This window comes from Streptomyces mesophilus, from assembly GCF_011044995.1.
In the GTDB taxonomy this organism is placed as follows: Bacteria; Actinomycetota; Actinomycetes; order Streptomycetales; family Streptomycetaceae; genus Streptomyces; species Streptomyces mesophilus.
The window spans coordinates 69178-90767 of the sequence record NZ_JAAKZW010000006.1 but is presented as its reverse complement, the minus strand read 5'-3'; the positions used below and the strand labels follow the sequence as shown (position 1 = coordinate 90767).

The 21590-nt window shown below is 69.2% G+C and carries 24 protein-coding genes; 7 read left to right on the top strand and 17 right to left on the bottom strand.

The genetic code is table 11. The features are described 5' to 3' along the window. Positions 1-115: 115 nt before the first annotated feature. From G6045_RS04075 to G6045_RS04045, 7 genes are all read right to left on the bottom strand, one after another. A complete protein-coding gene (locus G6045_RS04075) occupies positions 116-895 on the bottom strand; it encodes an ABC transporter ATP-binding protein (protein WP_165330383.1) in 780 nt (259 codons plus the stop codon). Continuing rightward, complete coding sequence (locus tag G6045_RS04070; RefSeq protein ID WP_165330382.1) at positions 888-1835, bottom strand: ABC transporter permease; 948 nt, start codon at positions 1833-1835, stop codon at positions 888-890. Before G6045_RS04070 ends, G6045_RS04075 begins: the two co-directional genes overlap by 8 nt. 129 nt (positions 1836-1964) lie before the next feature. After that, on the bottom strand, positions 1965-2810 hold the full coding sequence (locus G6045_RS04065; protein ID WP_165330406.1) for a glycosyltransferase family 2 protein: 846 nt from the start codon (positions 2808-2810) through the stop codon (positions 1965-1967). A 44-nt stretch (positions 2811-2854) separates the two neighbouring features. Next, on the bottom strand, positions 2855-3634 hold the full coding sequence (locus G6045_RS04060; RefSeq protein WP_165330381.1) for a CDP-alcohol phosphatidyltransferase family protein: 780 nt from the start codon (positions 3632-3634) through the stop codon (positions 2855-2857). After that, positions 3612-4676, bottom strand: coding sequence for an iron-containing alcohol dehydrogenase family protein (locus tag G6045_RS04055; RefSeq protein WP_165330380.1), 1065 nt, complete (start codon positions 4674-4676; stop codon positions 3612-3614). Before G6045_RS04055 ends, G6045_RS04060 begins: the two co-directional genes overlap by 23 nt. Beyond that, entirely contained in the window at positions 4664-5401 is a 738-nt protein-coding gene (locus G6045_RS04050) for a phosphocholine cytidylyltransferase family protein (RefSeq protein WP_165330379.1), read from the bottom strand. The genes G6045_RS04055 and G6045_RS04050 overlap by 13 nt, the downstream gene beginning before the upstream one ends. Then, entirely contained in the window at positions 5398-7215 is a 1818-nt protein-coding gene (locus G6045_RS04045) for a DUF5941 domain-containing protein (protein ID WP_165330407.1), read from the bottom strand. Before G6045_RS04045 ends, G6045_RS04050 begins: the two co-directional genes overlap by 4 nt. 407 nt (positions 7216-7622) lie before the next feature. On the opposite strand from G6045_RS04045, the gene G6045_RS04040 reads away from it, so the two are divergent. Next, on the top strand, positions 7623-8558 hold the full coding sequence (locus tag G6045_RS04040; protein WP_165330378.1) for a cation diffusion facilitator family transporter: 936 nt from the start codon (positions 7623-7625) through the stop codon (positions 8556-8558). 304 nt (positions 8559-8862) lie between these two features. On the opposite strand, the gene G6045_RS42315 is transcribed toward G6045_RS04040, so the two are convergent. The 4 genes from G6045_RS42315 to G6045_RS04020 all read right to left on the bottom strand — a co-directional run bounded on the left by G6045_RS42315 (position 8863) and on the right by G6045_RS04020 (position 13227). Beyond that, the gene (locus G6045_RS42315) at positions 8863-9228 is read right to left on the bottom strand and encodes a transposase (RefSeq protein WP_408056293.1); all 366 of its coding nucleotides are present in this window, start codon (positions 9226-9228) and stop codon (positions 8863-8865) included. An 80-nt stretch (positions 9229-9308) separates the two neighbouring features. After that, on the bottom strand, positions 9309-10031 hold the full coding sequence (locus G6045_RS04030; RefSeq protein ID WP_165330376.1) for a hypothetical protein: 723 nt from the start codon (positions 10029-10031) through the stop codon (positions 9309-9311). Between the two features lie 15 nt (positions 10032-10046). Further along, positions 10047-12347: a NucA/NucB deoxyribonuclease domain-containing protein gene (locus G6045_RS04025; protein WP_206343232.1), complete on the bottom strand. Its 2301-nt coding sequence runs from the start codon at positions 12345-12347 to the stop codon at positions 10047-10049. A 415-nt stretch (positions 12348-12762) separates the two neighbouring features. Continuing rightward, positions 12763-13227, bottom strand: coding sequence for a hypothetical protein (locus G6045_RS04020; RefSeq protein WP_165330374.1), 465 nt, complete (start codon positions 13225-13227; stop codon positions 12763-12765). 134 nt (positions 13228-13361) lie between these two features. Between G6045_RS04020 and G6045_RS04015 the strand changes: the two genes are divergently transcribed. Then, complete coding sequence (locus G6045_RS04015) at positions 13362-13793, top strand: tyrosine-type recombinase/integrase (RefSeq protein WP_206343231.1); 432 nt, start codon at positions 13362-13364, stop codon at positions 13791-13793. 101 nt (positions 13794-13894) lie between these two features. On the opposite strand, the gene G6045_RS04010 is transcribed toward G6045_RS04015, so the two are convergent. After that, positions 13895-14383, bottom strand: a complete 489-nt coding sequence (locus G6045_RS04010) for an iron chaperone (RefSeq protein WP_165330373.1) — start codon at positions 14381-14383, stop codon at positions 13895-13897. A gap of 124 nt (positions 14384-14507) precedes the next feature. Between G6045_RS04010 and G6045_RS04005 the strand changes: the two genes are divergently transcribed. Both G6045_RS04005 and idi read left to right on the top strand, forming a co-directional pair. Next, a complete protein-coding gene (locus G6045_RS04005; protein WP_165330372.1) occupies positions 14508-15023 on the top strand; it encodes a GNAT family N-acetyltransferase in 516 nt (171 codons plus the stop codon). Positions 15024-15169: 146 nt separating this feature from the next. Continuing rightward, entirely contained in the window at positions 15170-15763 is a 594-nt protein-coding gene (idi, locus tag G6045_RS04000) for an isopentenyl-diphosphate Delta-isomerase (RefSeq protein WP_165330371.1), read from the top strand. Here the strand turns inward: idi and G6045_RS03995 are convergent. Together G6045_RS03995 and G6045_RS03990 are read right to left on the bottom strand one after the other, a co-directional pair. Next, the gene (locus tag G6045_RS03995; RefSeq protein ID WP_235967543.1) at positions 15729-16229 is read right to left on the bottom strand and encodes an ATP-binding protein; all 501 of its coding nucleotides are present in this window, start codon (positions 16227-16229) and stop codon (positions 15729-15731) included. The genes idi and G6045_RS03995 overlap by 35 nt on opposite strands. A 167-nt stretch (positions 16230-16396) precedes the next feature. After that, complete coding sequence (locus G6045_RS03990) at positions 16397-16972, bottom strand: HdeD family acid-resistance protein (protein WP_165330405.1); 576 nt, start codon at positions 16970-16972, stop codon at positions 16397-16399. Between the two features lie 214 nt (positions 16973-17186). On the opposite strand from G6045_RS03990, the gene G6045_RS03985 reads away from it, so the two are divergent. Beyond that, positions 17187-17960 carry an enoyl-CoA hydratase/isomerase family protein gene (locus G6045_RS03985; protein ID WP_235967529.1) on the top strand — a complete coding sequence of 258 codons (774 nt, stop codon included), beginning with the start codon at positions 17187-17189 and terminating at the stop codon, positions 17958-17960. Here the strand turns inward: G6045_RS03985 and G6045_RS03980 are convergent. From G6045_RS03980 to G6045_RS03970, 3 genes are all read right to left on the bottom strand, one after another. Beyond that, a complete protein-coding gene (locus G6045_RS03980) occupies positions 17926-18555 on the bottom strand; it encodes a DJ-1/PfpI family protein (protein WP_165330368.1) in 630 nt (209 codons plus the stop codon). The two genes, G6045_RS03985 and G6045_RS03980, sit on opposite strands and share 35 nt — an antisense overlap. Before the next feature lie 87 nt (positions 18556-18642). Then, positions 18643-19278, bottom strand: a complete 636-nt coding sequence (locus tag G6045_RS03975) for a DJ-1/PfpI family protein (RefSeq protein ID WP_165330404.1) — start codon at positions 19276-19278, stop codon at positions 18643-18645. Between the two features lie 78 nt (positions 19279-19356). Next, positions 19357-20313: a GlxA family transcriptional regulator gene (locus tag G6045_RS03970; protein WP_165330367.1), complete on the bottom strand. Its 957-nt coding sequence runs from the start codon at positions 20311-20313 to the stop codon at positions 19357-19359. A 111-nt stretch (positions 20314-20424) separates the two neighbouring features. Here G6045_RS03970 and G6045_RS03965 point away from each other — a divergent pair, with 111 nt between their 5' ends. Continuing rightward, positions 20425-21288: an SCO6745 family protein gene (locus G6045_RS03965; protein WP_165330366.1), complete on the top strand. Its 864-nt coding sequence runs from the start codon at positions 20425-20427 to the stop codon at positions 21286-21288. An 82-nt stretch (positions 21289-21370) separates the two neighbouring features. After that, positions 21371-21517, top strand: a complete 147-nt coding sequence (locus G6045_RS41950; protein WP_328707647.1) for an LPFR motif small protein — start codon at positions 21371-21373, stop codon at positions 21515-21517. Positions 21518-21590: the final 73 nt, after the last annotated feature.

Sequence of the window (21590 nt, the reverse complement as noted above, 5' to 3'; positions counted from 1 at the left end):
AGGTAAGGAAGTTGACCAGGAATTGACCTCGTCACGCGGTCTCACGGGACTACGCAACCCGTGACGCAAGGGAGCCCCGCCGGGGTTCCGGCGGGGCTCCCTTGCGTTCGAACGGCTACTTGCCGGTGAACTTCTCGTATTCCTTGAGGACCTCGGCGGTCGGCCCGTCCATCCGCAGCTCTCCGCGTTCGAGCCACAGGACCCGGTCGCAGGTGTCGCGGATGGACTTGTTGTTGTGGCTGACCAGGAAGACCGTGCCGGCCTCCTTGCGCAGCTCCCGGATCCGCGCTTCGGAGCGCTTCTGGAAGGCGCGGTCGCCGGTGGCGAGGGCCTCGTCGATCATGAGGACGTCGTGGTCCTTGGCGGCGGCGATGGAGAAGCGCAGCCGCGCCGCCATGCCGGAGGAGTAGGTGCGCATCGGCAGGGTGATGAAGTCGCCCTTCTCGTTGATGCCCGAGAAGTCGACGATCCCCTGGTAGCGCTCCCTGATCTGCTCGCGGGTCATGCCCATCGCGAGCCCGCCGAGTATGACGTTGCGCTCGCCGGTGAGGTCGTTCATCAGCGCCGCGTTCACACCGAGCAGCGAGGGCTGGCCGTCGGTGTAGACCTTGCCCTTCTCGGCGGGCAGCAGGCCGGCGATGGCCCGCAGGAGCGTGGACTTGCCGGAGCCGTTGGAGCCGATCAGGCCGATCGCTTCGCCCCGGTACGCGGTGAAGGAGACGCCCCGTACGGCGTGCACCTTGCGCACACCGCGGTCCTCGCCGCGCTTGATGATGCGGCTCAGGGCCGCGGTGGCGCTGCCCTTGCCGCTCCTGGCGCCGTTGACGCGGTAGACGATGTGCAGCTCGTCCGCGATGACGGTGGGGATGTGGGTGTCGTTCCGCTGCTCAGCCACGGCCGTAGCGCTCCTCTGCCTTCCAGAAGTACACGAAGCCGATGACGCCGGTGACGACCGCCCAGCCGAGCGCGAGGGCCCAGACGTGCGGGGGCAGCGGGTTGTAGGCGGTGATGCCGTCGATCAGCGCGTACCGCATGAGGTCCATGTAGACCGCCGCCGGGTTGGCGAGCAGCACGTCGGCGACCCAGGACGGGGCGTGCGCCTTCGCCAGCATGGGGGCCAGCGGGAACATCACGCCGGACGCGTACATCCAGGTGCGCAGGACGAACGGCATCAGCTGTGCGAGGTCGGGCGTCTTGCTGCCCATCCGCGCCATGATCATCGAGAGGCCGACGTTGAAGGCGAACTGCAGTACCAGGGCCGGGATGATCAGCAGCCACGACAGGTCCGGGTAGTGCCCGAAGCCGATGAGGATCGCGAACAGCACAAGCATCGAGAACATCAGCTGCTGGAGCTGCTGGAGCGAGAACGAGATCGGGAGCGAGGCGCGCGGGAAGTGCAGCGCGCGCACCAGACCGAGGTTCCCGGAGATGGACCGGACGCCCGCCATCACCGAGCTCTGCGTGAAGGTGAAGACGAAGACGCCGGTCACGAGGAACGGCACGTACATGTCGTTGCCCATGCCGCCCCGGCCGCCGAGCAGCAGGCCGAAGATGAAGAAGTAGACCGCGGCATTGAGCAGCGGCGTCGCCACCTGCCACACCTGGCCGAGCTTGGCCTGGCTGTACTGCGCGGTCAGCTTGGCCTGCGAGAACGCGAGGATGAAGTGGCGCCGGGTCCACAGCTGGCGCACGTACTCCAACAGCCCGGGCCGGGCGCCGCTCTGGCTCAGGCCGTACTTCGCGGCCAGTTCGGCACGCGAGAGCCGATCGTCCGGGGACTCTTGCCCCAAAGACGCTGTCACGGTGACACCGCCGTCATGCGTCGTCTCACTCACAAGTGGAAACTTTCGTCTTCTTGAATGCGCCGGGGGTTTCGCGCACAGGCGAGTACCTGGGCCGGCCGGGGTCCGGGGTGTCCCCCCGGGAAAACGCGGTCGGCCCGAATGTTCTCAGACACGAGCTTGTCAGATGACAGGAGGTCGGCCCAGTCGGGTCAGGCGCCACACCGTCCGCCACTTCATGGGGCGCCGCGGACCGCAGGGGGTCCGCAAGCCCTCCTTGAAGCCGCCGAACCACGCTCTGAGCGCGGGCCGTGAGGGCCTGCGCAGCAACGTGAGCAGCATCCACAGGCCCAGGTAGACGGGGACCAGGGGCGCCGGCAGATTGCGCCGGGCCAGCCAGACGCGGTTGCGGGCGACCATCCGGTGATAGACCGCGTGCCGCGAGGGCGCCGTGGTCGGGTGGTACAGGACCATGTCCGCGCGGTAGTCGATCATCCAGCCGGCGTCGAGGGCCCGCCAGGCCAGATCGGTCTCCTCGTGCGCGTAGAAGAACGCGTCGGGCAGACCGCCGACCTCGGCGAAGACCTTGGTGCGTACGGCATTGGCACCGCCGAGGAAGGTGGTGACCCGCGAGCTGCGCATCGGGTCGGACGCCCGCAGGCGCGGCACGTGCCGGCGCTGGGTCTCGCCGGTGTCGGGGTCGGCGATCCGGAAGCTGATGATGCCGAGCTCCGGGTCCGCGGCGAAGGCACGGCGGCACAGCCGGGCCGTGTCCTGCCGGGCCAGCAGACCGTCGTCGTCGAGGAACAGCAGGATGTCGATGTCCTTGCCGTCCTTGCCGAAGGCCTCGATGCCGACGTTGCGGCCGCCGGGGATGCCGAGGTTCTCGGGCAGTTCCACGGTGCGGACGCCCGCGGGGACCTCGGGCACGGGCGAGCCGTTGCCGACGACGACCACCTCGATCCGGTCGCCCTCCTGCTTGGCGACCGAATCGAGCAGCGCGCGCAGCTCGTCGGGCCGGTTGCCCATCGTGATGATGACGGCACCGACCTTCAGACGCTCGGCCTCGACGGTCACTTCAGCCTGCTCGAGGCCAGGATGGACACCAGGTGCAGCAGCGTCTGCAACAGCGCGATGCCCGCGAGTACGGCGACGCCGAGACGCGAGAAGAACAGGTCGCCGCGCGCCGAGTCCACGATCGCGAGGACCAGGATCAGGAGCGAGGCCTCGATGCCGAGCACCAGGCGGTGGAACTTCAGCGCGGACGCGGCCCTGCGGGCCAGGGCCATCCCGGAGGAGCGGATCTCGCTGGCCGCCTCCTGGACCACGGGCTTGTTGGCCTGGTGCCGGGCCACGCCGACCAGGTCCGTCTCGGCCTTGATCAGGATGGCGCCGAGCGCGGCGAGCGTGCCGAGGAACGCCCACAGCCAGTCGATCCTGCCCTCGCCCCAGATATCCGCGGCCCGCAGACCGAAGCCGACCAGGACGGCGGCGTCGCAGAGGTACGCGGCGACGCGGTCGAGGTAGACACCGGCGAGCGAGTACTGCTTCTTCCAGCGGGCCAGTTCGCCGTCGACGCAGTCGAAGAGAAGGTAGAGCTGCACCATGACCACACCGAGCACCGCACCCCAGATACCGGGGATGAGCAGCGCGGGGGCGGCGAGGGCGCCGGCGAGGGTCATCACATAGGTCACCTGGTTCGGGGTGACCTTCGTGTTCACCAGGTGCCGGTCCACCCGCAGCGAGATCTCGCGCATGTAGAGCCGGCCGGCCCAGTGCTCGCCGCTGCGGCGGTCCTTCACCCCGGCGGGGTGAACGACCGGGCGCAGTTCAGCTACCGATGGCTTTTGCATAGTCGGCGTAGGCGTCCTTGATCTGATCGGCGTTGTAGTCGAGGTGCTCGAGGATCGTGTAGCGGCCGGGGCGGGTCTGCGGCGCGAAGAGCACCGCCTCGACCAGGTCCTGCCGGCTGAAGCCCATCTCGTCCGCGAGCACGGGCAGTCCGTGGCGGCGCAGCGTCTGGGCCATCTCGCCGGCGGTCTCCAGGTCTCCCCGCAGGAACGTGGCGAACGCGCCGCCGAATCCGCACTGCTCGCCGTGGAGCGCGTTGCGCTTGGGGAAGAGCAGGTCGAAGGCGTGGCTGATCTCGTGACAGGCACCTGACGCGGGTCGCGAGTCACCCGCGACCGACATGGAGAGCCCGCACATCACCAAGGACTCGGCCAGCACGGTCAGGAAGGCGTCGTCGCCCACACCGCCCGGATGCCGCAGCACCGCATGGGCGGACTGCCGGGCCATGGAGGCGGCCAGACCGTCGACGAGTTCACCGTTGACCTTGTTGGACAGCTCCCAGTCGGCGACGCAGGAGATCTTGCAGATCACATCGCCGACACCGGCGCGCACGAAGCGCACGGGGGCGTCCCGGATCACGTCGAGGTCGATGACCACGCCGATCGGGCTCGGCACGCCGTACGAACCTCGGCCCGCGTCGTTGTCGAGCGTTGCGACCGGGGAGCACAGTCCGTCGTGCGCGAGGTTGGTCGCCACGGCGACCAGCGGGAGACCGACACGGGCCGCCGCGTACTTCGCGCAGTCGACGACCTTGCCGCCGCCGAGCGAGACCAGGGCGTCGTAGCGCCCGGCCTTCTTTATCGCGTCGGCCAGCGCGATCGCGCCGTCGAGCGTGCCGTCGGCCTGGCTGAACCACTGTGCGCCCGGGAACAGCGGGGCGAAGCGCTCCTGGAGCGCCTTGCCGGAGCCGCCGCTGACGGCGAACGCGAGCTTTCCGGTGGGGGCGATGCGCTGGTCGGTCAGGATCGTCGGCAGATCGTCCAGCGCGCCCGCCCGGATGTCGACGACAACCGGGCTCGGCATCAGCCGGGTCAGTACTGGCACGCGATCTCCCGGCCCTTGGCGAGGTCGTCGTGGTTGTCGATCTCGACCCACTTCACATCACCGATGGGGGCCACGTCGATCTTGAAACCGCGGTTCACGAGCTCCTGGTAGCCGTGCTCGTAGAACTGCTGCGGGTCGGCGTCGAAGACCGTCTTGAGGGCGTCGGCCAGCTCGTCGGCCGCCTCGCCCTCGATGAGGGTGAGGCCGATGTACTCGCCGGAGGCCTCCGCCGGGTCCATCAGCTTGGTGATCTTCGTCATGCCCTTCTCGGCGTCGACGACGACCTTCATCTCCTCGTCCGCGAGGGACTTCACCGTGTCGATGGCGAGGATGATCTTCTTGCCGTCACCGCGGGCGGCGAGCAGCGTGTGCTCGACGGAGACCGGGTGCACGGTGTCGCCGTTGGCGAGGATCACGTCGTGCTTGATCGCGTCGCGGCCGCACCACAGGGAGTAGGCGTTGTTCCACTCCTCGGCCTTGTCGTTGTCGATCAGGGTGAGCTTCAGGCCGTACTTCGCCTCGAGCGCCGCCTTGCGCTCGTAGACGGCCTCCTTCTTGTAGCCCACGATGATCGCGACCTCGGTGAGACCGATCTCGGCGAAGTTGCCGAGGGTCAGGTCGAGGATGGTGGTGTCACCGTCGACGGGCACCAGCGCCTTGGGCAGGGTGTCCGTGTACGGACGCAGACGCCGTCCGGCGCCTGCCGCAAGGACGAGGCCGATCATGCGGGTTCTCCTTCGTCGTGTACGGCGGGTGCGCCCTGACGTGCGGCGATCACCCAGAAGCGGATGCTCTCGACGAGCACCACCAAGGCCACGGCCACGGCGAGAACCGTGAGCGCGACCGAGAAGTCTTGTGCGGACAGAAGTGCCGCCGCGACCGCGACGACGAGCGTCCTTCCCTCTTGCCCGCCGATCGCCCGCACGAGCCAGGTCGGGGGCGCACCGGTGCCGCCGCGGATGCGGTACACCGTGTCGTAGTGATGGTAGGCGACCGCGGCCACCAGGCCGAAAGCCGCGGGAAGGGCCCCGTTCACGTCGGCATGGGCCGCGAGGAGGAGGACGGTCACGTACTCGCCGACGCGGAACAGCGGCGGGACCAGCCAGTCGAGGGGGCCCTTGAGGGGGCTGCTGACGGCGAGCCCGCTGAGGATCGCGTACATCGCGGCGGAGCTGATGAGCGCCCAGTCGCCGTAGTCCGACACGGCGGCGTTCAGGATCAGCGCCACGGCGAGCGCGGCGACCACCGGAGCGAAGAAGCCACCGAGCCTGCGACCGCGACCGGGCAGCGCGCCGCCGAGATACGCGGCGAGCGGGCCGTTGTCCGAGAGGTCCACCAAGGCGCCGGCCGCCCTGTCCGTGCGCTCGGCCTTGCGCGTCAGTGACCGCAGCACGCGGCCGGCCGTCGTATAGAGGGCCGCGAAGGCGCAGCCGATCAGCAGCACCACGAACGTGATCCGCGGAGTGGCCACCGCGGTCAGGATCGCTATCAGGGCCCACCGCTCGCCGATCGGCAGCACGATCATCCGCCGCAGCCACACGGTCCAGCCGACGCTGTCGAGCTTGTCGGAGAGCGCGGCGGTGGGGCTGGTGTTGGCGGTGGCGTCGTGGTTGGCCTCGTTGAACGAGAAGTCGACGACGTGCCGGCAGATCTGCAGGATCATCGCGCCGAGCGCCAGGGCCCACACGTCGTCGCCGCCCCGGGCGGCTCCGAGCGCGAGGCCCGCGTAATAGGCGTACTCCTTGGCGCGGTCGAAGGTGGCGTCGAGCCAGGCGCCCATCGTCGAGTACTGCAGCGAGTAGCGGGCGAGCTGCCCGTCGGTGCAGTCCAGGACGAACGAGAAGATCAGCAGCACACCGGCCGCGACGAAGCCCCAGCGCTCACCGGTCGCGGCGCAGCCGGCCGCGATCAGCGCGGTGATCAGCGAGGCCGTGGTGACCTGGTTCGGGGTGAGTCCCCGGCGGGCGCACCAGCGGGCGATGTAGCGCGAGTACGGGCTGATGAAGTGGGTGGTGAAGAAGCCGTCGCGGGACTTCACGGCGGTACGGAGGCGGACGGCCTCCTCGTCGACCGCGTCGACGGCCTGCCGGGCCTCGTTGCGCGCCTGCGGGTCGCCGGGGACCGTGGCGACGAGGGTGCCGAGTTCGGGGCGGTGCACTTCGGTGCCGTCCGCTTCGAGCGCGGCGGCCACCCGGTCGGCGAGCGCGTCCACCCGTACGACGGTGTCGCCGCCCGCTCCCGCGGCAGCCTGCTGTACCGCGCGGGCCAGGGCGCCCAGGGCTTCGGGGAGCACGGCGACCGCGCCGGGCACGGCCGAGGCGCGGAAGCGGGGGTCGGTCAGGCCGAGGCGCAGCGCGTGCTGGTGACCGACGAAGCCCGCGTCGACGAGCGCGACCCGCTCATCGGCCGGTGCGGCGGCGAGCAGCGCGGCGGTGTCCGCCGGCGTGGACGCGACCCGCACGTCGAAACCCAGGGCCCGCAGATCGCCTTCGAGCGACGAGCCGGGTACCGGCGAGCCGGTGAGAATGGCGGTCGACAGACGAACTCACTCCTTGGGGTGCCGGCGCTCGGCGCCGGACGGCGTGCAGGTGGGGACCACCGGACCGACGGCCCGGGCGGCACGTCGGCTGAGGTTATCGGATGAATGGAAGCGGCCGTTCACCGCCCGTTCACGACGTGATCATGGTGGACTGCAGCTGCACCGCCACCGCGTTCATCTTCCTTTATCCGGCCCGCAACTCACAAACCGCGCCGTCTGCGGCAAGGTCGGGACCGGACCGTCGCAAGCCTCTGACCTGCGGAGCATTTGCGCAGGTCAGGGCACATGACAACGGTGTTCAGTGCAGCGTTGCCAGATACCCCCCACCCGTAGTTCACTGTGATCGCCGGCCCGCTGCGAGGTCTGCGCCGCACCTGAGTACGACGAAACTTTGCGAGGGAGGGCCGATGGGAGCCGGGCACGACCACGGGCACACAGGCACCAATTCGGGTGGCACGGTATCCGCCGCACATATGGGGCGGCTGCGTATCGCGCTGTGCATCACGCTCGGCATCATGGTCGTCCAGATCATCGGCGGCATCGCCGCGAACTCGCTCGCCCTGGTCGCCGACGCGGCCCATATGGCGACCGATGCCCTCGGACTCGGGATGGCCCTGCTCGCGATCCACTTCGCCAACCGCCCGGCGAGCGTGAACCGCACGTTCGGCTACGCCCGTGCGGAGATCCTGGCGGCGCTCGCCAACTGTCTGCTGCTGCTCGGGGTCGGCGGCTTCGTTCTCTACGAGGCGGTCGAGCGCTTCTTCACGCCCGCCGATACCGACGGCGGTCTGGCGATCATCTTCGGTGTGATCGGCCTGGTGGCGAACCTGATCTCGATGGCGCTGCTGATGCGGGGACAGAAGGAGAGCCTGAACGTACGCGGGGCCTTCCTGGAGGTCCTCGCGGACGCGCTCGGCTCGGCCACGGTGATCGTGTCGGCGCTGATCATCCTGCTGACCGGCTGGACGGTCGCCGACCCGATCGCGTCGATCGTGATCGGCCTGATGATCGTGCCCCGCACGATCAAACTCCTTCGCGAGACGCTGAACGTGCTCCTGGAGTCGGCGCCCAAGGGCGTCGACATGGAGGAAGTGCGCTCGCACATACTGGCGCTGCCGGGCGTCGAGGACGTGCACGATCTGCACGCGTGGACGATCACCTCGGGCATGCCGGTGCTCTCGGCGCATGTCGTGGTCAGCGCGGAGATGCTGGACTCGATCGGCCACGAGAAGCTGCTGCACGATCTGCAGGGGTGCCTCGGTGACCACTTCGACGTGGAGCACTGCACCTTCCAGCTGGAGCCGGGCGGTCACGCGGATCACGAGGTCAAGCTCTGCCACTGACCAGGGCGGTCGCCGCCAGGGCCTCCGCAGAAGTCCGGCAATGTCCGGGTTGATTCGGCCCCGTTGATGTCAGGCGAGGATGTCAACTGATGTCAGTCAACACCCGGCGACCATACTGTCGGATCGCCCCAATGAAAGGTGGGCCAGAGGCGCATGGTGCATGTCTCCCCCGCCCGGCACTGGACTCCACCAAGCGGATGGAGAGGCCTGTCGTCACAGATGCGTCAGCGAGCCGGAGCGCGAGTGCGGACACCACGCCGTCATGGTCTCCCCGGGCTCCGCTTGCTGCTGTTGTTCTGGCCGCTCAGCTGCCTGGACTACTTCCTCCGATACCCATTCGCCCGAGAATCAGCCTGTCCCGATCAGAGGGGGAACCACTGGGCTGCCTTGCGAAGGATTTCCTTCTCCAGCTCCAGTTCGCGGACCTGCTACCCAGTCGCTTCAGCTCCTCGCGCTCGGCCGGCGTCATCGCCTCACCGCCCGCACCCACAGCAGGGCCCTTGACGGCCCGGACCCACTGGCGCAGTGACTCGGTGTTGACCCCGAGCCCCCGGGCCACCGAGTTGATCGACCGACCTGTGGATCCCACCAACGAGACCGCGTCCTGCTTGAACTCTTCCGAATACCGCTGTGCAGCCACCCGGACACCTCCTCCTCGGACCCCAGGCATGGGGCACAGTGCGCGCGGTCCGACGCCGCTCGGTCCGGACAGACAGGCGCGGGCGGGTCCGGTGACCCGATCCGCGCAGATCAGACGCCGAGGGAGGTCCGGATGGCCTCGATCTCATCCAGCAGTTCCTCCATGCACTCAAAACCCCGGTCGATGTGGCTCATGTCGACCCCGCACTCGGTCTGTCGCGCCCGCAGCAGTGGATAAAGGGCCATGGACGCCGGGAAGGCCAGGGGGTCGAGGTTCGGCGCGCGCTCCTCGAGCAGGCGCAGGCCGCTGCGGGTGCCGTCGGAAACGGAGAGCCAGCCGGTGAACTCGTTGTATCCGATCACTCCGGCCTCGATCCCCTTCGTCCACGTGGTGAATAGGGTTGCCAGGCTGGTCGCGGCCCGCACCGCGTCGAAGGCGTCCGGGGAGATCTCGTAGCGCCAGATCTCGCCTTCGTGCTCACCGGCGAGGACGAACGTGTAGATGATGATGTCGAAGTGGAACAAGGGTAGTTGGCGCCGCCAGGGGAATGGAACGCCGATGGAGAGGGACAGTTGGTTGAGTGCCTCGCCGTCTGCCGGCCACGAAATCAGCTCTCCACCGCCGGGCAGGAGCCGCCCTGTACCCCACCCTTGGGAGTGGAGCCAGGTCACCTGCTCCGCGACGTGGTCCACGTCGAAGAGCCGCCGGACCAGGTCCGCCGGGGGCGGCCCGCCGGACGGGGCGTCCGCCGCGGGCCAGGTGAGACCCGCGGCAGACGCCGCCGTCCGGTAGTCCCGCACCACGTCACGCAGTGCCGGAAGATCGTCGAGCATCACGAGTCGCCTTCGTTACGGAAGCACCTTGGGTTTCATGCAGAGGTCGGTCCCGCCGGGGTTGACCCGGAATCCGAAACTCGGCCCGTTCGCCTCGACCCACGGCTTTATAGGCAGCACGATGAACTTGTCCGTGTCCTTCACCTTGCACTTGCCGTAGAAGGCGGAAAGGTCGTGGGCTTGCGGCAGCGTCTCCGCCTTCGGCACGACCTTCAATGAAGCGGTCAGGCCCGTCAGGTCGACTGCCTGGTCCGAGGCCCAGAACGGGAACTCGTCACAGGTCTTCGCGACCCGCCCGTTGCAGACGTTCGGCTGGAACCGCGGATTGTCGTCGTACCACTTGTGGTCGTAGCCGGCGGCCACCGCCGCCTTGCCGCCCTGGCTGCGCCCCGGGTAGAACCACTTGGCCCGTCCCGGCGGCTGCGGATAGCTGCCGTTGCCCAGCGCCTCCACGATGTGAGTCCCGGTCTCCTTCAACGGTTCGCCGCCGTAGGTCCTGCCTCCGGGAACGTAGACGACGACATCGTCGTCACACGCCGCTATCCCCTGGGTGCCCCGCTGAGCGGTACACGCCGCGTCGATGATGCGCTTGAGTTTCGCATCCTCGCTGTCGTCCCAGGCGAAGGGCAGGGTGTCCCGGGCGGTGACCTCCTTCGTCGTCGTGATCACCTGCTGCCACACCTTGAGGCTGTTGTACCAACGCCCCTTGTCCAGATGCCAGTCGTCGAACTTCGTGAGGTCGTCGTCGTGGTGGATCGGGTACTCCAGGAGTCCCCCGATGGCTATCGGAGTGGGGAAGAGGATCGCCCAGATCACACCGAGGGCGACCCCGATGACGACTCCCACGATGGTGACGACCACGAAGGTGGCGACGGCGGAGGTGCCGGCCGCGGCCGCCGCGGTCTCGACCGCGACCGTCGGGGGCGCCAGTAGCAGAGCGCAGGCGCTTTGGGCGCACCAAGCGACCGTTTGCACCCCGCCTGGTACGAACTGCGCTTCCACCGCACTGGCGATGCCGTCCAGGTGGCCGACCGCGGGGCCCTTCCCGGGTGGGGCAGCCTTCTTGAGCATGTCGGTGACGTCGTCGTCGCAGTCGAGCTTCTTGTCCTCGTCCAGCGGCAGGTTGTCCTCGATACAGGAAGCGTCGGCGGCGGCGTAGCAGCCCTCAAACAGCTGCCTGGCCCCGGCCGGTACCTCGACCTTGCCGCGCAGGCTCGGCGCGATATAGAAGTCGCCGCCCTGCGAGGAGCACTGAGAGCCCTCGCTGGTCACCTGCTGGACGACGGCCTCGGGAACGGCCGGTTCGACGGCCGCGGTGATGAACTCGCCCCCGAAGTCCCGTACCTTCTTGCCGTCCTTGTCGATCGCGTCGACCCGGAACGTGTGCGACGTCTGCTCTTCGAGAGGCTCGATCGGGAACCCGATGATGCTGTCCGCCGTGCACGGGTCGGCCGGGTTCCCCGCCGCGTCCTCGCAGTACTCCTTCAGCGAGAACTCCTCGTACAGCGCACCATCGAGGAACGCCCGGTACGTGACGTCGTAGGCGGGGTCCGGGTGCCAGGTGGCCAGGGCGCCCCCCTCACCGGGGTCGAACTTCAGCCCGACGGGCTCCGGCGGCTTCTTCGCGGTGCGGAAGGTCGCCGTGGCAGGCGTCGGCGACCTGTTGCCGGCCAGGTCGACAGCGACCACGGACACCGTGTGCTCGGTCTCCGGCGCCAGCCCGGTGATGGTGTATGAACGGGTGCCGCTGTTCGTGCGGTGTGCAACGCCCCCGTCCACTGTGATCTCGTAACCACCGAGGCCGTAGTTGTCGGTGGCCGCGGCCCAGCTCGCCTTGGCCGAGTACGCGGTGACGTCGCCGACAGTCAGGCCGGAGACGTTGCTCGGCGGAATGTTGTCGACGACCTTGATGGAGCGCAGGACCTGCGCATGCCGCTTGGGCTGACGCTCGGCACGGGTGCACACCAGGTTCGTGCCCAACTCCGGTGGGCGCAGGCGGGTCTTCCAGGACGATCCCCAGTTCGCGACGCCGTCCGGCGGTGGGCCGAAGGTGAAGTCGGTCGTGACCAGCTTGCCGACGGACACGTCGACCATCGTGGCGTGCTTGTGCAGGACACCGGCGAGGTCGATCTTCCCCTCCTCGTCGACCGCGACCTCGGCACCGTGCTCCGGAGCGTCGACCCGGATGGAGGCATGGTCCTCCTCCTGCGGCGGGGTCATGCCCGCGCAGGCGGCAGGGACGACCTTGACCGGTTCGACAGCCGCCGCCCCTGTCGACGGCAGGCCGAGCAGTGTCACCGGCAGCGCCAGAGACACGACAACCGCCGTTCTTCGTAAGCCAGTTCGGAAGGATCTTTTCCGCATCAGCACCCCTAGGCACATAAATGGCATGGCGTGCCGCGATGCTAGACGGGTTCACGTTGCTTGTCATGACCTCGACCATCGAACGGCGGGCAGTCACCCGGCAAGCAGCACTGGTTGAGGAAATGGCAAGCCGCCGCCAGGGGGCGGCTGGCGCGCCGAGGCATCCGTCCGACTCGCCCGCCGCCCCTCATGCGCAGTCGTACGTCAGCCCGCCCGCTCATAGGTAAGGACGGTCTTCGGGTGGTTGCCGATCTTGCGTAGGCGCAGCGGGCCGACCGACAGGATGTCTGGAACATGCCTGCAGAGGCTCACCCCAGGCGGGCATGAGGCACCTGCCCCCTCTGACCTCACCCCTGTCGATGCGCACTCAGTCTCCGGTGGTCCCCCAAAAGCACAGCTCATCGGGGTGGCCGTCACTGCGATAGGTAACCGTGCAGCAGCCGGATCCGCGGCCGAACGGCGGGAACCACCCGTCACCTGAACGCTTGACCGCCTGCCTGATGATCTCCCGTGATGGCTGGCCGGTGCCGAACAACTCGAGGACTTCCGGATCCTCGATCATCCGCACGTCGCCGGCATCTTCCGTGTCCGGCTCGCACCAGACGACACGCTCAACATCCAGCACCGAATGTGCGGGCTCTTCCTCCAGCCAGCCGCTGTCGTCCAGGTCAGCCAGCGTCTCGACGCCTTCCGCCCGGTAGTAGTCAGCGTCCCGGGCGAAGACGGCCTGGCGCAGGCGATCAAGAGCGGTCTGCCCATCCATGTCGAAGGGCGTGAAGTACACCCACTTACTCGCTCCCATGCAGGTGACCGTACCGATGATGTACGACACCGGCGGAGCGCAGCCTGAACGTGATCCCTGAACTACAGCTGGTAGCAACCGCACCGGGCGCCGTTACGCGCAGAACTTCTGGAATCGCGCTTAGCGGGTTCCCGCCATCCTCCCCGTCTCGCAGTTCCGCGCCGGTGAATCCGACCGCATGGACTTGGCCGAGCGCCACCACACGTCCGGAGAATGGCAAAGCCGCGCAGAAGGCGGCCGACCGAGAACGGGCCAGGACCCTCGGCTGGAAGTGGGTGGAGTCGGATCTCGTCTTCACGACGAAGTACGGCACCCCCATCCAGGGGACGAACTTCCTGACCACGTTCAAGATCATCCGCACGCGGACCGGCCTGACCCACGGAGACCTGCGCACGCTCCGGCGCGGCGTCGGCACGCTCCTGGTCCATCTGAAGGTCCACCCGAGGGTTGCCAAGGCGATCCTGCGGCACAGCCGAATCACCATGACCATGGATGTCTACGCAGAAGCCGTGGACTCCGACGTACGGGAGGCGGTCAACCAAATGGATGCTCACCTGCGCCGCATGATGTCACGCACGCTGTCAAAACCTACTTGACCTGCGGTTATGCGACATACTGCACCTTCCAGCTGGAGCCGGGCGGGCATGCGGACCACGAGGCGAAGGTGTGCCACTGAGACACCCCGGGGGGCGGTCGGTCAGGAGACGGCGCGGCGCACCAGCTCGGCCACCTGCTTCTCGACCTCGGGGGTCAGCTCGGTGATGGCGTACGACGTGGGCCACATCGCGCCGTCGTCGAGGTTGGCGACCTGCTCGAACCCGAGGGTGAGGTAGCGGACCTTGAACTTCGCGGCGGGCGTGATGAAGCAGAGGACCTTGCCGTTCTTGCCGTACGCGGGCATGCCGTAGTAGGTACGCGGGACGAGGTCCGGGCCGTTCTCCTTGATGATCTCGTGCAGCCGCTCGGCGATGGTCCGGTCGCTGCCGGTCATCTCCTCGATCTTCCCGCGCACGACGCCCTCGGGGTCCGCCTTCTCGGCGGCCTTGAGCTCCTTGGCCCGCTCCTTCATGGCCGCGCGCTCTTCCGCGGAGAAACCGTCGTACGACTTCGCGGGGGCCTTCTTGGCGGCGGTCTTCTTCGCTGCGGTGGTCTTCGCTGCGGTGGTGGTCTTCTTCGCGGTGGCCATCGGAGTGCCTTTCGCTGCGGGCCGGCGTCTGTGACTCCAGGCTAGAAACCGGGACGGGTCGGTGGCTTCTTCAAAACTGCTTGATCATGGGGAGATGGACAAGCGGCACGACAGGGAGAAATGCATGGGCAGGGAATGGGCCGTACGACCGGAGAGGCCCTCGGACCGTGCGTCGGTGCACGCACTGAACGCGGCCGCCTTCGACACCTCGATGGAGGCGGACCTGGTGGACGCGCTGCGCGAGGACGGGCAGGCGTGGATCGAGGGCCTGTCGTACGTGGCGGAGACGCCGGACGGCGAGCCGGCCGCGTACGCCCTGATCACCCGTTGCCTGGTCGACGAGGAGCCGGCCTTGGTGCTCGCTCCGGTGGCCACGCTGCCGGAGTACCAGCGCCAGGGTGCGGGCGCCGCGGTCATCGAGGCGGTGATCGAGGCGGCCCGTGCGCGCGGACAGGAGCGGCTGCTCACGGTCCTCGGCCACCCCGCGTACTATCCGCGCTTCGGTTTCACCCGGGCATCGCAGTTCGCTGTGCGGCCGGGGTTCGAGGTGCCCGACGAGGCGATGATGGCGATGGTCCTCGAGGGCGAGGGTCCGGTCCCCGCGGGCACGATCCGCTATCCGGCGGCTTTCGGAGTGTGAGCAACCATCCGGGTACGCGGGGGCGTCACCCCCACATACCCGCGAAGCGCCCGGGCGCCGCCCGGAAAACCGCCCGGTGCGGAGCGGCGGAGCCCGGCACCCCGGAAACTGCGGCAAACTTGAGGCTTCGACCCGAAAGGATGGTTATGCCGATCACCCCAGCCACCGCGGCGAACAGTTCCCAGAACGGCGCCGCGGAAGCGATCCTGCTCGAACTGGTCGACGAGGACGGCACTACCATCGGCACGGCGGAGAAGCTCTCCGCGCACCAGGCGCCCGGGCGGTTGCACCGGGCGTTCTCCGTGTTCCTCTTCGACGAGCAGGGCCGGCTGCTGTTGCAGCGCCGGGCGCTCGGCAAGTACCACTCCCCCGGTGTGTGGTCCAACACCTGCTGCGGGCACCCGTATCCGGGCGAGGCGCCGTTCGCCGCGGCCGCCCGGCGTGTGTCCGAGGAGCTCGGGGTCTCGCCGTCGCTGATGGCGGAGGCCGGCACGGTGCGCTACAACCACCCGGATCCCGAATCGGGCCTGGTGGAGCAGGAGTTCAACCACCTGTTCGTCGGCATGGTGCAGTCCCCGCTGCGCCCGGACCCCGAAGAGGTGGGCGAGACGGCCTTCGTGACGCCCGAGGAGCTCCTTGTGCGGCATGAGCAGGGGCCGTTCTCCGCCTGGTTCATGACCGTGCTCGATGCCGCACGCCCGTCGGTCAAAGAGCTGACGGGTCCCAGCGCGGGGTGGTGACGGCCGGCTTCAGCGGCAGGGCGGCCCAGATCACCTTGCCGCCGGTGGCGGTGTGCTCCGCGTCGCAGGCTCCGCCGGCCTCCTTCGTGATCTCCCGTACGAGCAGCAGGCCGCGTCCGCCCGTCTGCCCCTGATCGGCCTCGAGGGCCTTGGGGCGGTACGGGTGGTTGTCCTCGACGGACACGCGTACCCATTCGGCGCCCACGGCCACCTCGACGGCGAGCATCGGCGAGAGCAGCGCCGCGTGCCGTACGACATTGGTGACCAGCTCGGAGACGATCAGGAGCAGGCCCTGCACCGTGTCGTCGGCGGCGGGGACACCCTGCCGGGCGAGCAGATCGCGGACCGCACGGCGGGCCTGTGGCACCGAGGCGTCCACGGACGGTGCGGTGAATCTCCAGACTCCCTCGTACGGCAGCGGCCCGGCCGTTGGTCGGTCGGGGGGCACCCTGCCGTATTCGCGCATCTGCCGGTCGCCGCCCTCACGCTCGATAGTCACCACCCTTCGAGTTTGGGAAGGTTTTGGTCCGGACCGGATCGGTGACCGGAACTCGTCGCGTATCGACGGCATTTGACCGAGTGCGTATGACGGCGTCAGTTGTGCGACTGCTTCGTGTGCTTCTTGTTCTGACTTCAAGCTGTCGGGGATTCAGGGGGTTTGGGCGCCTCGGAGTCTTCAACTCCGCTTACCAGGCTGACGATTCGGCGGCCCGCGATCCCCATCGCGATCAGACCGAGACCGTCGAAGAGCAGGGCGAGAGAGAAGAAGCACCCGATCACGTACAAGCTGCTGCCGGGCCACTCCGCCAGGATCAGCACACCGATCAGCAGGCCGAACGCGCCCTGCACCAGGGTCAGTCCGAACTGCGGGCCGCGCACCACGACACTGCCCACCAGGCGGAACACACCACCGGTCAGGAACAGCAGCGCGGCGAACATCGTCAGCGCCTCGGCCGTGCCGTCCGGATGCCGGATCACCACGACACCGGCGGCGATGTTGAGGGCGGCCACGACCACGCCCAGCCAGAAGAAGTTGGACCCGCGCATCTGCAGCGCCTGCACCAGACCGACCAGACCGCCGATGAGGAGCAGCCAGCCGAAGAGGATCATCGAGGTGAGCGTGGCCACGCCGGTGTAGACCAGACCGACGAGACCGCCAAGGACGAGGATCGCGCCGAGCGCGGTCATCAGGCCGAGGCTGCGGTGCATCTTGCGGCCGGGTTCGGTGAGCTGCGTACCGCCGGAGGTACTGCCGGGCCCAGTGCCGGGCGTAGTGCCGGACGTGGGCTCGGCGGCTGCGGCGGGCCCGGTCTCCGTGCCCAGGTCCTTGCCTGTTCCTTCTTCGGGTGTGGCCATGGCGTCTCCCTACGGGCCGCCCCCTGGTCCGATCGTACGAGCAGGGGGTGCGGATAGCATCCGGCGCATGTCCACGGATCCCCTGCCGCAGCTCGTCCATGCCCGTGCCGACGGTGTCGCCACGGTCGTGATCGCGCACGCGGCCAAGCGCAATGCCATGACGAACTCCATGTGGCGGGCCCTGCCCCCGCTGCTCGACGAGCTCGCCGCCGACCCCGAGGTGCGGGTGCTGGTCCTGACGGGTGAAGGCGCCACGTTCTGCGCGGGCGCCGACATCTCCGGCCTGGTGGAATCCGCCGACGAGGCGCGGGAGCTCGCCGTACGGGCCGAGGAGGCGCTCGCGGCATTCCCGAAGCCGACGCTCGCGGCCGTACGGGGGCACTGCGTGGGCGGTGGCTGCCAGCTGGCCGTGGCCTGCGATCTGCGCTTCGTGACGGAGGGCGCCCTGTTCGGGATCACGCCCGCGAAGCTCGGGATCGTCTACGCGGCGTCCTCGACCCGGCGGCTGGTGGATCTGGTCGGTCCGGCGACGGCCAAGTACCTGCTGTTCTCGGGCGAGTTGATCGACAGCGCGCGGGCGCTGCGCACCGGGCTCGTGGACGAGGTGCACGCCGAGGACGAGCTGGACAAGCGGGTGGCCGAGTTCGCCCGCGTCCTGGCGTCGAGGTCGTTGCTCACCCAGGTGGCGGCGAAGGAGTTCGCGGCCGGGCGGACCGGCCGCGAGGAGTACTTCGGCGCGCAGATGCGCGAGGGCGGCGACACCGCAGAGGGTGTCGCCGCCTTCCTGGAGCGCAGGGCGCCGCGGTTCAGCTGGATGCCGGGCTCATCGTCGAGCGCATGAGCTCGACCAGGTGCGCGGGTGCCTTGTCGGGCGATCCCGCGTCGTAGGGCGGCTGCGGGTCGTACTCGATCATCAGCTGGACGAACTGGGCGTGGTCGTCGCCCGCGATCTTCCCCGCGAGGGTGAGGCCCATGTCGATACCGGAGGAGACTCCGGCGGCGGTGACGTACTTGCCGTCGAAGACGACCCGCTCCCCCGTCGTCTGGGCGCCGTAGCCCGCGCACTGGTCCATGTAGAGCCAGTGGGTGGTGGCGCGGCGGCCCTCGAGCAGACCCGCGGCGCCGAGCAGCAGCGAACCCGTGCAGACCGAGGTGGTCCAGGTCGTGCCGGCGTCGACCTGGCGCAGCCAGTTCTGGATCGCCTTGTTGTCGACGGGGACGTGCGGTCCGCCGGGCACGATCACGATGTCCGGGCTCGTGACCTCGTCCAGGGACTTCTGGGCGATGAGGGTGAGGTTGCCGGTGTCGTCGCGCACGGGACCCGCCTGTTCTGCGACGAACACCATCTCGGAGCCGGGGAGCGGTCCGAGTGTGGTGTAGGGGCCGATGGCGTCGAGGGCGGTGAAGTCGTCGAAGAGGAGTATCGCGATCTGCATGGGTTCCCCCTGAGTTGGCTGATGCCGGTCTGAGACGGGTTGATGCCGGTCCGAGGCGGGCCGGTGTCGATCTGGCGCGGGCAGGCGTCAGTGCTGCGGGTGCCGGGTGTTGGCCCGGAACTCGGCGACGAGTTCGGCCGGTGCCTTGTGCGGTGCGCCCGCGTCGTACGGAGGCTGCGGGTCGTACTCGGTGAGCAGTTGGATGGACTGCGCGGCGCGGTCGCCCGCGATCCGTCCGGCGAGGGCGAGGCCCATGTCGATCCCGGAGGAGACACCGGCCGCCGTGACGTACCTGCCGTCGAAGACGACCCGCTCCCCGGTCGCTTCGACCTCGAAGCCGGTGAGGAAGTTGAGGGCCAGCCAGTGCGAGGTGGCCTTGCGGCCCTTGAGCAGTCCGGCGGCGGCGAGCAGCAGGGAGCCGGTGCAGACCGAGGTCGTCCAGGTGCTGGTCGTGTCGGCGGTGCGCAGCCAGTCGAGCAGGACGGGGTTGTCCATCTGCGGGGTCTGACCGGGTCCGCCGGGGACCAGGACGATGTCGGGGCGCTCGACTTCGGCGAAGGTCTTGTCGGCGGTGAGCGCGAGGGCGCCGGTGTCGGTGCGTACCGGGCCCGTCCGCTCGCCGACGAAGACCGTCTCGATGCCCGGGACCCGGCTGAGGATCTCGTACGGTCCGACCGCGTCCAGGGCGGTGACGCGGTCGAAGAGGACGATCGCCAGCTGCATCTCAGTCTCCAAATCGATAAAGGTGTACGGGAGTTCGGGCGCCGACGGGTCGCTCAGACCCGGACCGGGCGGAGTCGCTCAGACCGGTACCGGGCGGAAGCGGCGGCGGTACTCGGCCGGCGGCACACCGAGCGTCTTGACGAACGCGCGGCGCATCGCCTCCGGGGTGCCGTAGCCGCAGGAGCGGGAGATCTCCTCGACGCCCAGGGCGGTGTCCTCCAGGAGCCTGCGCGCCTGCTCGACGCGCACCCGCTCCACGTACCGCCCGGGCGTCATGCCCGTCTCGGCCTGGAAGGCGCGCGCGAAGTGGCGCGGCGAGAGGCGGGCGCGGACCGCGAGCGCTTCCACGCCGAGGTCCTCGGCGGGGTGCTCGCTGATCCACTGCTGGACGTCACGCAGTGGTTCGCGCTGTGCGGTCTGGGCCGAGAGCTGCGCGCTGAACTGGGCCTGATTGCCCGGCCGGCGCAGGAAGACCACCAGGACGCGGGCGACCAGGAGCGCGGTGTCGCGGCCGAGGTCCTCCTCGACGAGGGCGAGGGAGAGATCGATCCCGGCGGTCACGCCTGCGGAGGTCGCGACCTTGCCGTCCCGTACATAGATCGCGTCGGGTTCGACCTCGACCTCGGGGTGGCGGCGGGCCAGGGTGCCGCAGAAGGCCCAGTGGGTGGTCGCGCGCCGGCCGTCCAGCAGCCCGGCGGCGGCGAGCAGCAGCGCGCCGGTACAGACCGAGACGAGCCGCTCGGCACGCGGGGCCTGTGCACGCAGCCAGTCGACCAGGCGCTCGTCGGTGGCGCGCGTGCCCTCCCCGCCGGGCACGAGCAGCGTGTGCGGGACGGGTGCCTCGTCGAGCGTCCCGTCGGGCACGAGCGTCAGCCCGCTCGAGGTGCGCACGGGAAGTCCGTCGAGCGAGGCGGTCCGGATCTCGTACGGTGCGTCGCCCATCTTTCCCGCGGCGCTGAACACCTCGACGGGACCGGTGACATCGAGACTCTGGACGCCGTCGAAGAGGACGACGAGAACGGTGCGCTTCGTCATGCGTCCCATTGTTTTGGCTCGCGCGCATGACAGCAATGCCGAGTACCCCACCTTTCCTGCCATGGCCGTCCCGGCCTTCCTTCCATACCGACCCGTCGGTAACGTGCGCGCATGACCACTCCACTGCCCGCGAAGGCCGGGCGCCGCTGCCACAACATGCTCAATCCGCTGCACTCCGCCCACTACTTCTCGCCGGAGTTCGCCAAGGAGATGGGCGCGCTCGGGCTCGACGCGTGGAGCCCCGCCTACTTCGCGGGCCGCTCGGCGGCGATGGGCGCGGTGGGTCCGGGGACCGTGGCGGCCACGTACTACAACTTCAAGTACGAGCTGATCGCCGCCCATGTGCCGGCGATCTGGGAGTCCGCCTCGCCCGAGGACGTGCTTGCCGCCCGGCTGCGCGGGGTCGACGCCAATCTGCGCCGGCTCCTCGGGGACGCCGTCGAGGGCCCGGAGATGGCCGAGGCGGCGCGGCTCGCGCTCACCGCGGCCGAGGCCTGCACCCGGCACGCCCGCCCGCTCCATGCCGCCCACGCGGATCTGCCGGTACCCGACGCACCGCACCTGGCGTTCTGGCACGCGGCGACGCTGCTGCGCGAGTACCGGGGCGACGGCCATATCGCGGCGCTGCTCGCCGCGGATCTCGACCCGCTGGAGGCGCTCGTCAGTCACACCGCGACCGGCAAGGGCTTCACCCCCAAGTGGGCCCTGGAGACCCGCGGCTGGAGCCGCGCCGAGTGGGACGCCGCGGTCGTACGTCTCAAGGAGCGTGGACTCCTCGACGCCGAGGGCGAGTTGACCAAGGCGGGAGTGGAGCTGCGCAAGGGTCTCGAGGAGGCGACGGACCGCATGGACGCCGCGCCTTACGCGCACCTGGGCGCGGCCGGGGTCGAGCGGCTGACCGAGCTCGCCGGCGGATTCCTGATGGCGGCGCTCGGCGCGGGGGCGTTTCCGGCGGATCTGATCGGCAAGGGCTGACCGGAGCGTACGCGCGTTTGACCGGCGCACTCCCGGCTACCCGATCGTCTCCGAGCAGTGTTCGCCGACGAAAGGGGAAACCGTGTTCCGCGCCATCGCAGATGTGCTCCGACAGATAGGCGGGGCCGTCGCCACCGTGGTGACGTTGCCGTTCCGGGCTGTGGCCCGGCTGTTCGGCGGCGCCTCCAGGAGCGGCGGACGCCGCACCCGGGCGCCGCGCCGCGTCTGAGTTCGCGGGCCGGACACCACGGCGCGCCTCCCGCCCCACCGGCTCTCCACCCGCCCTCGCCACCTGCCACAAT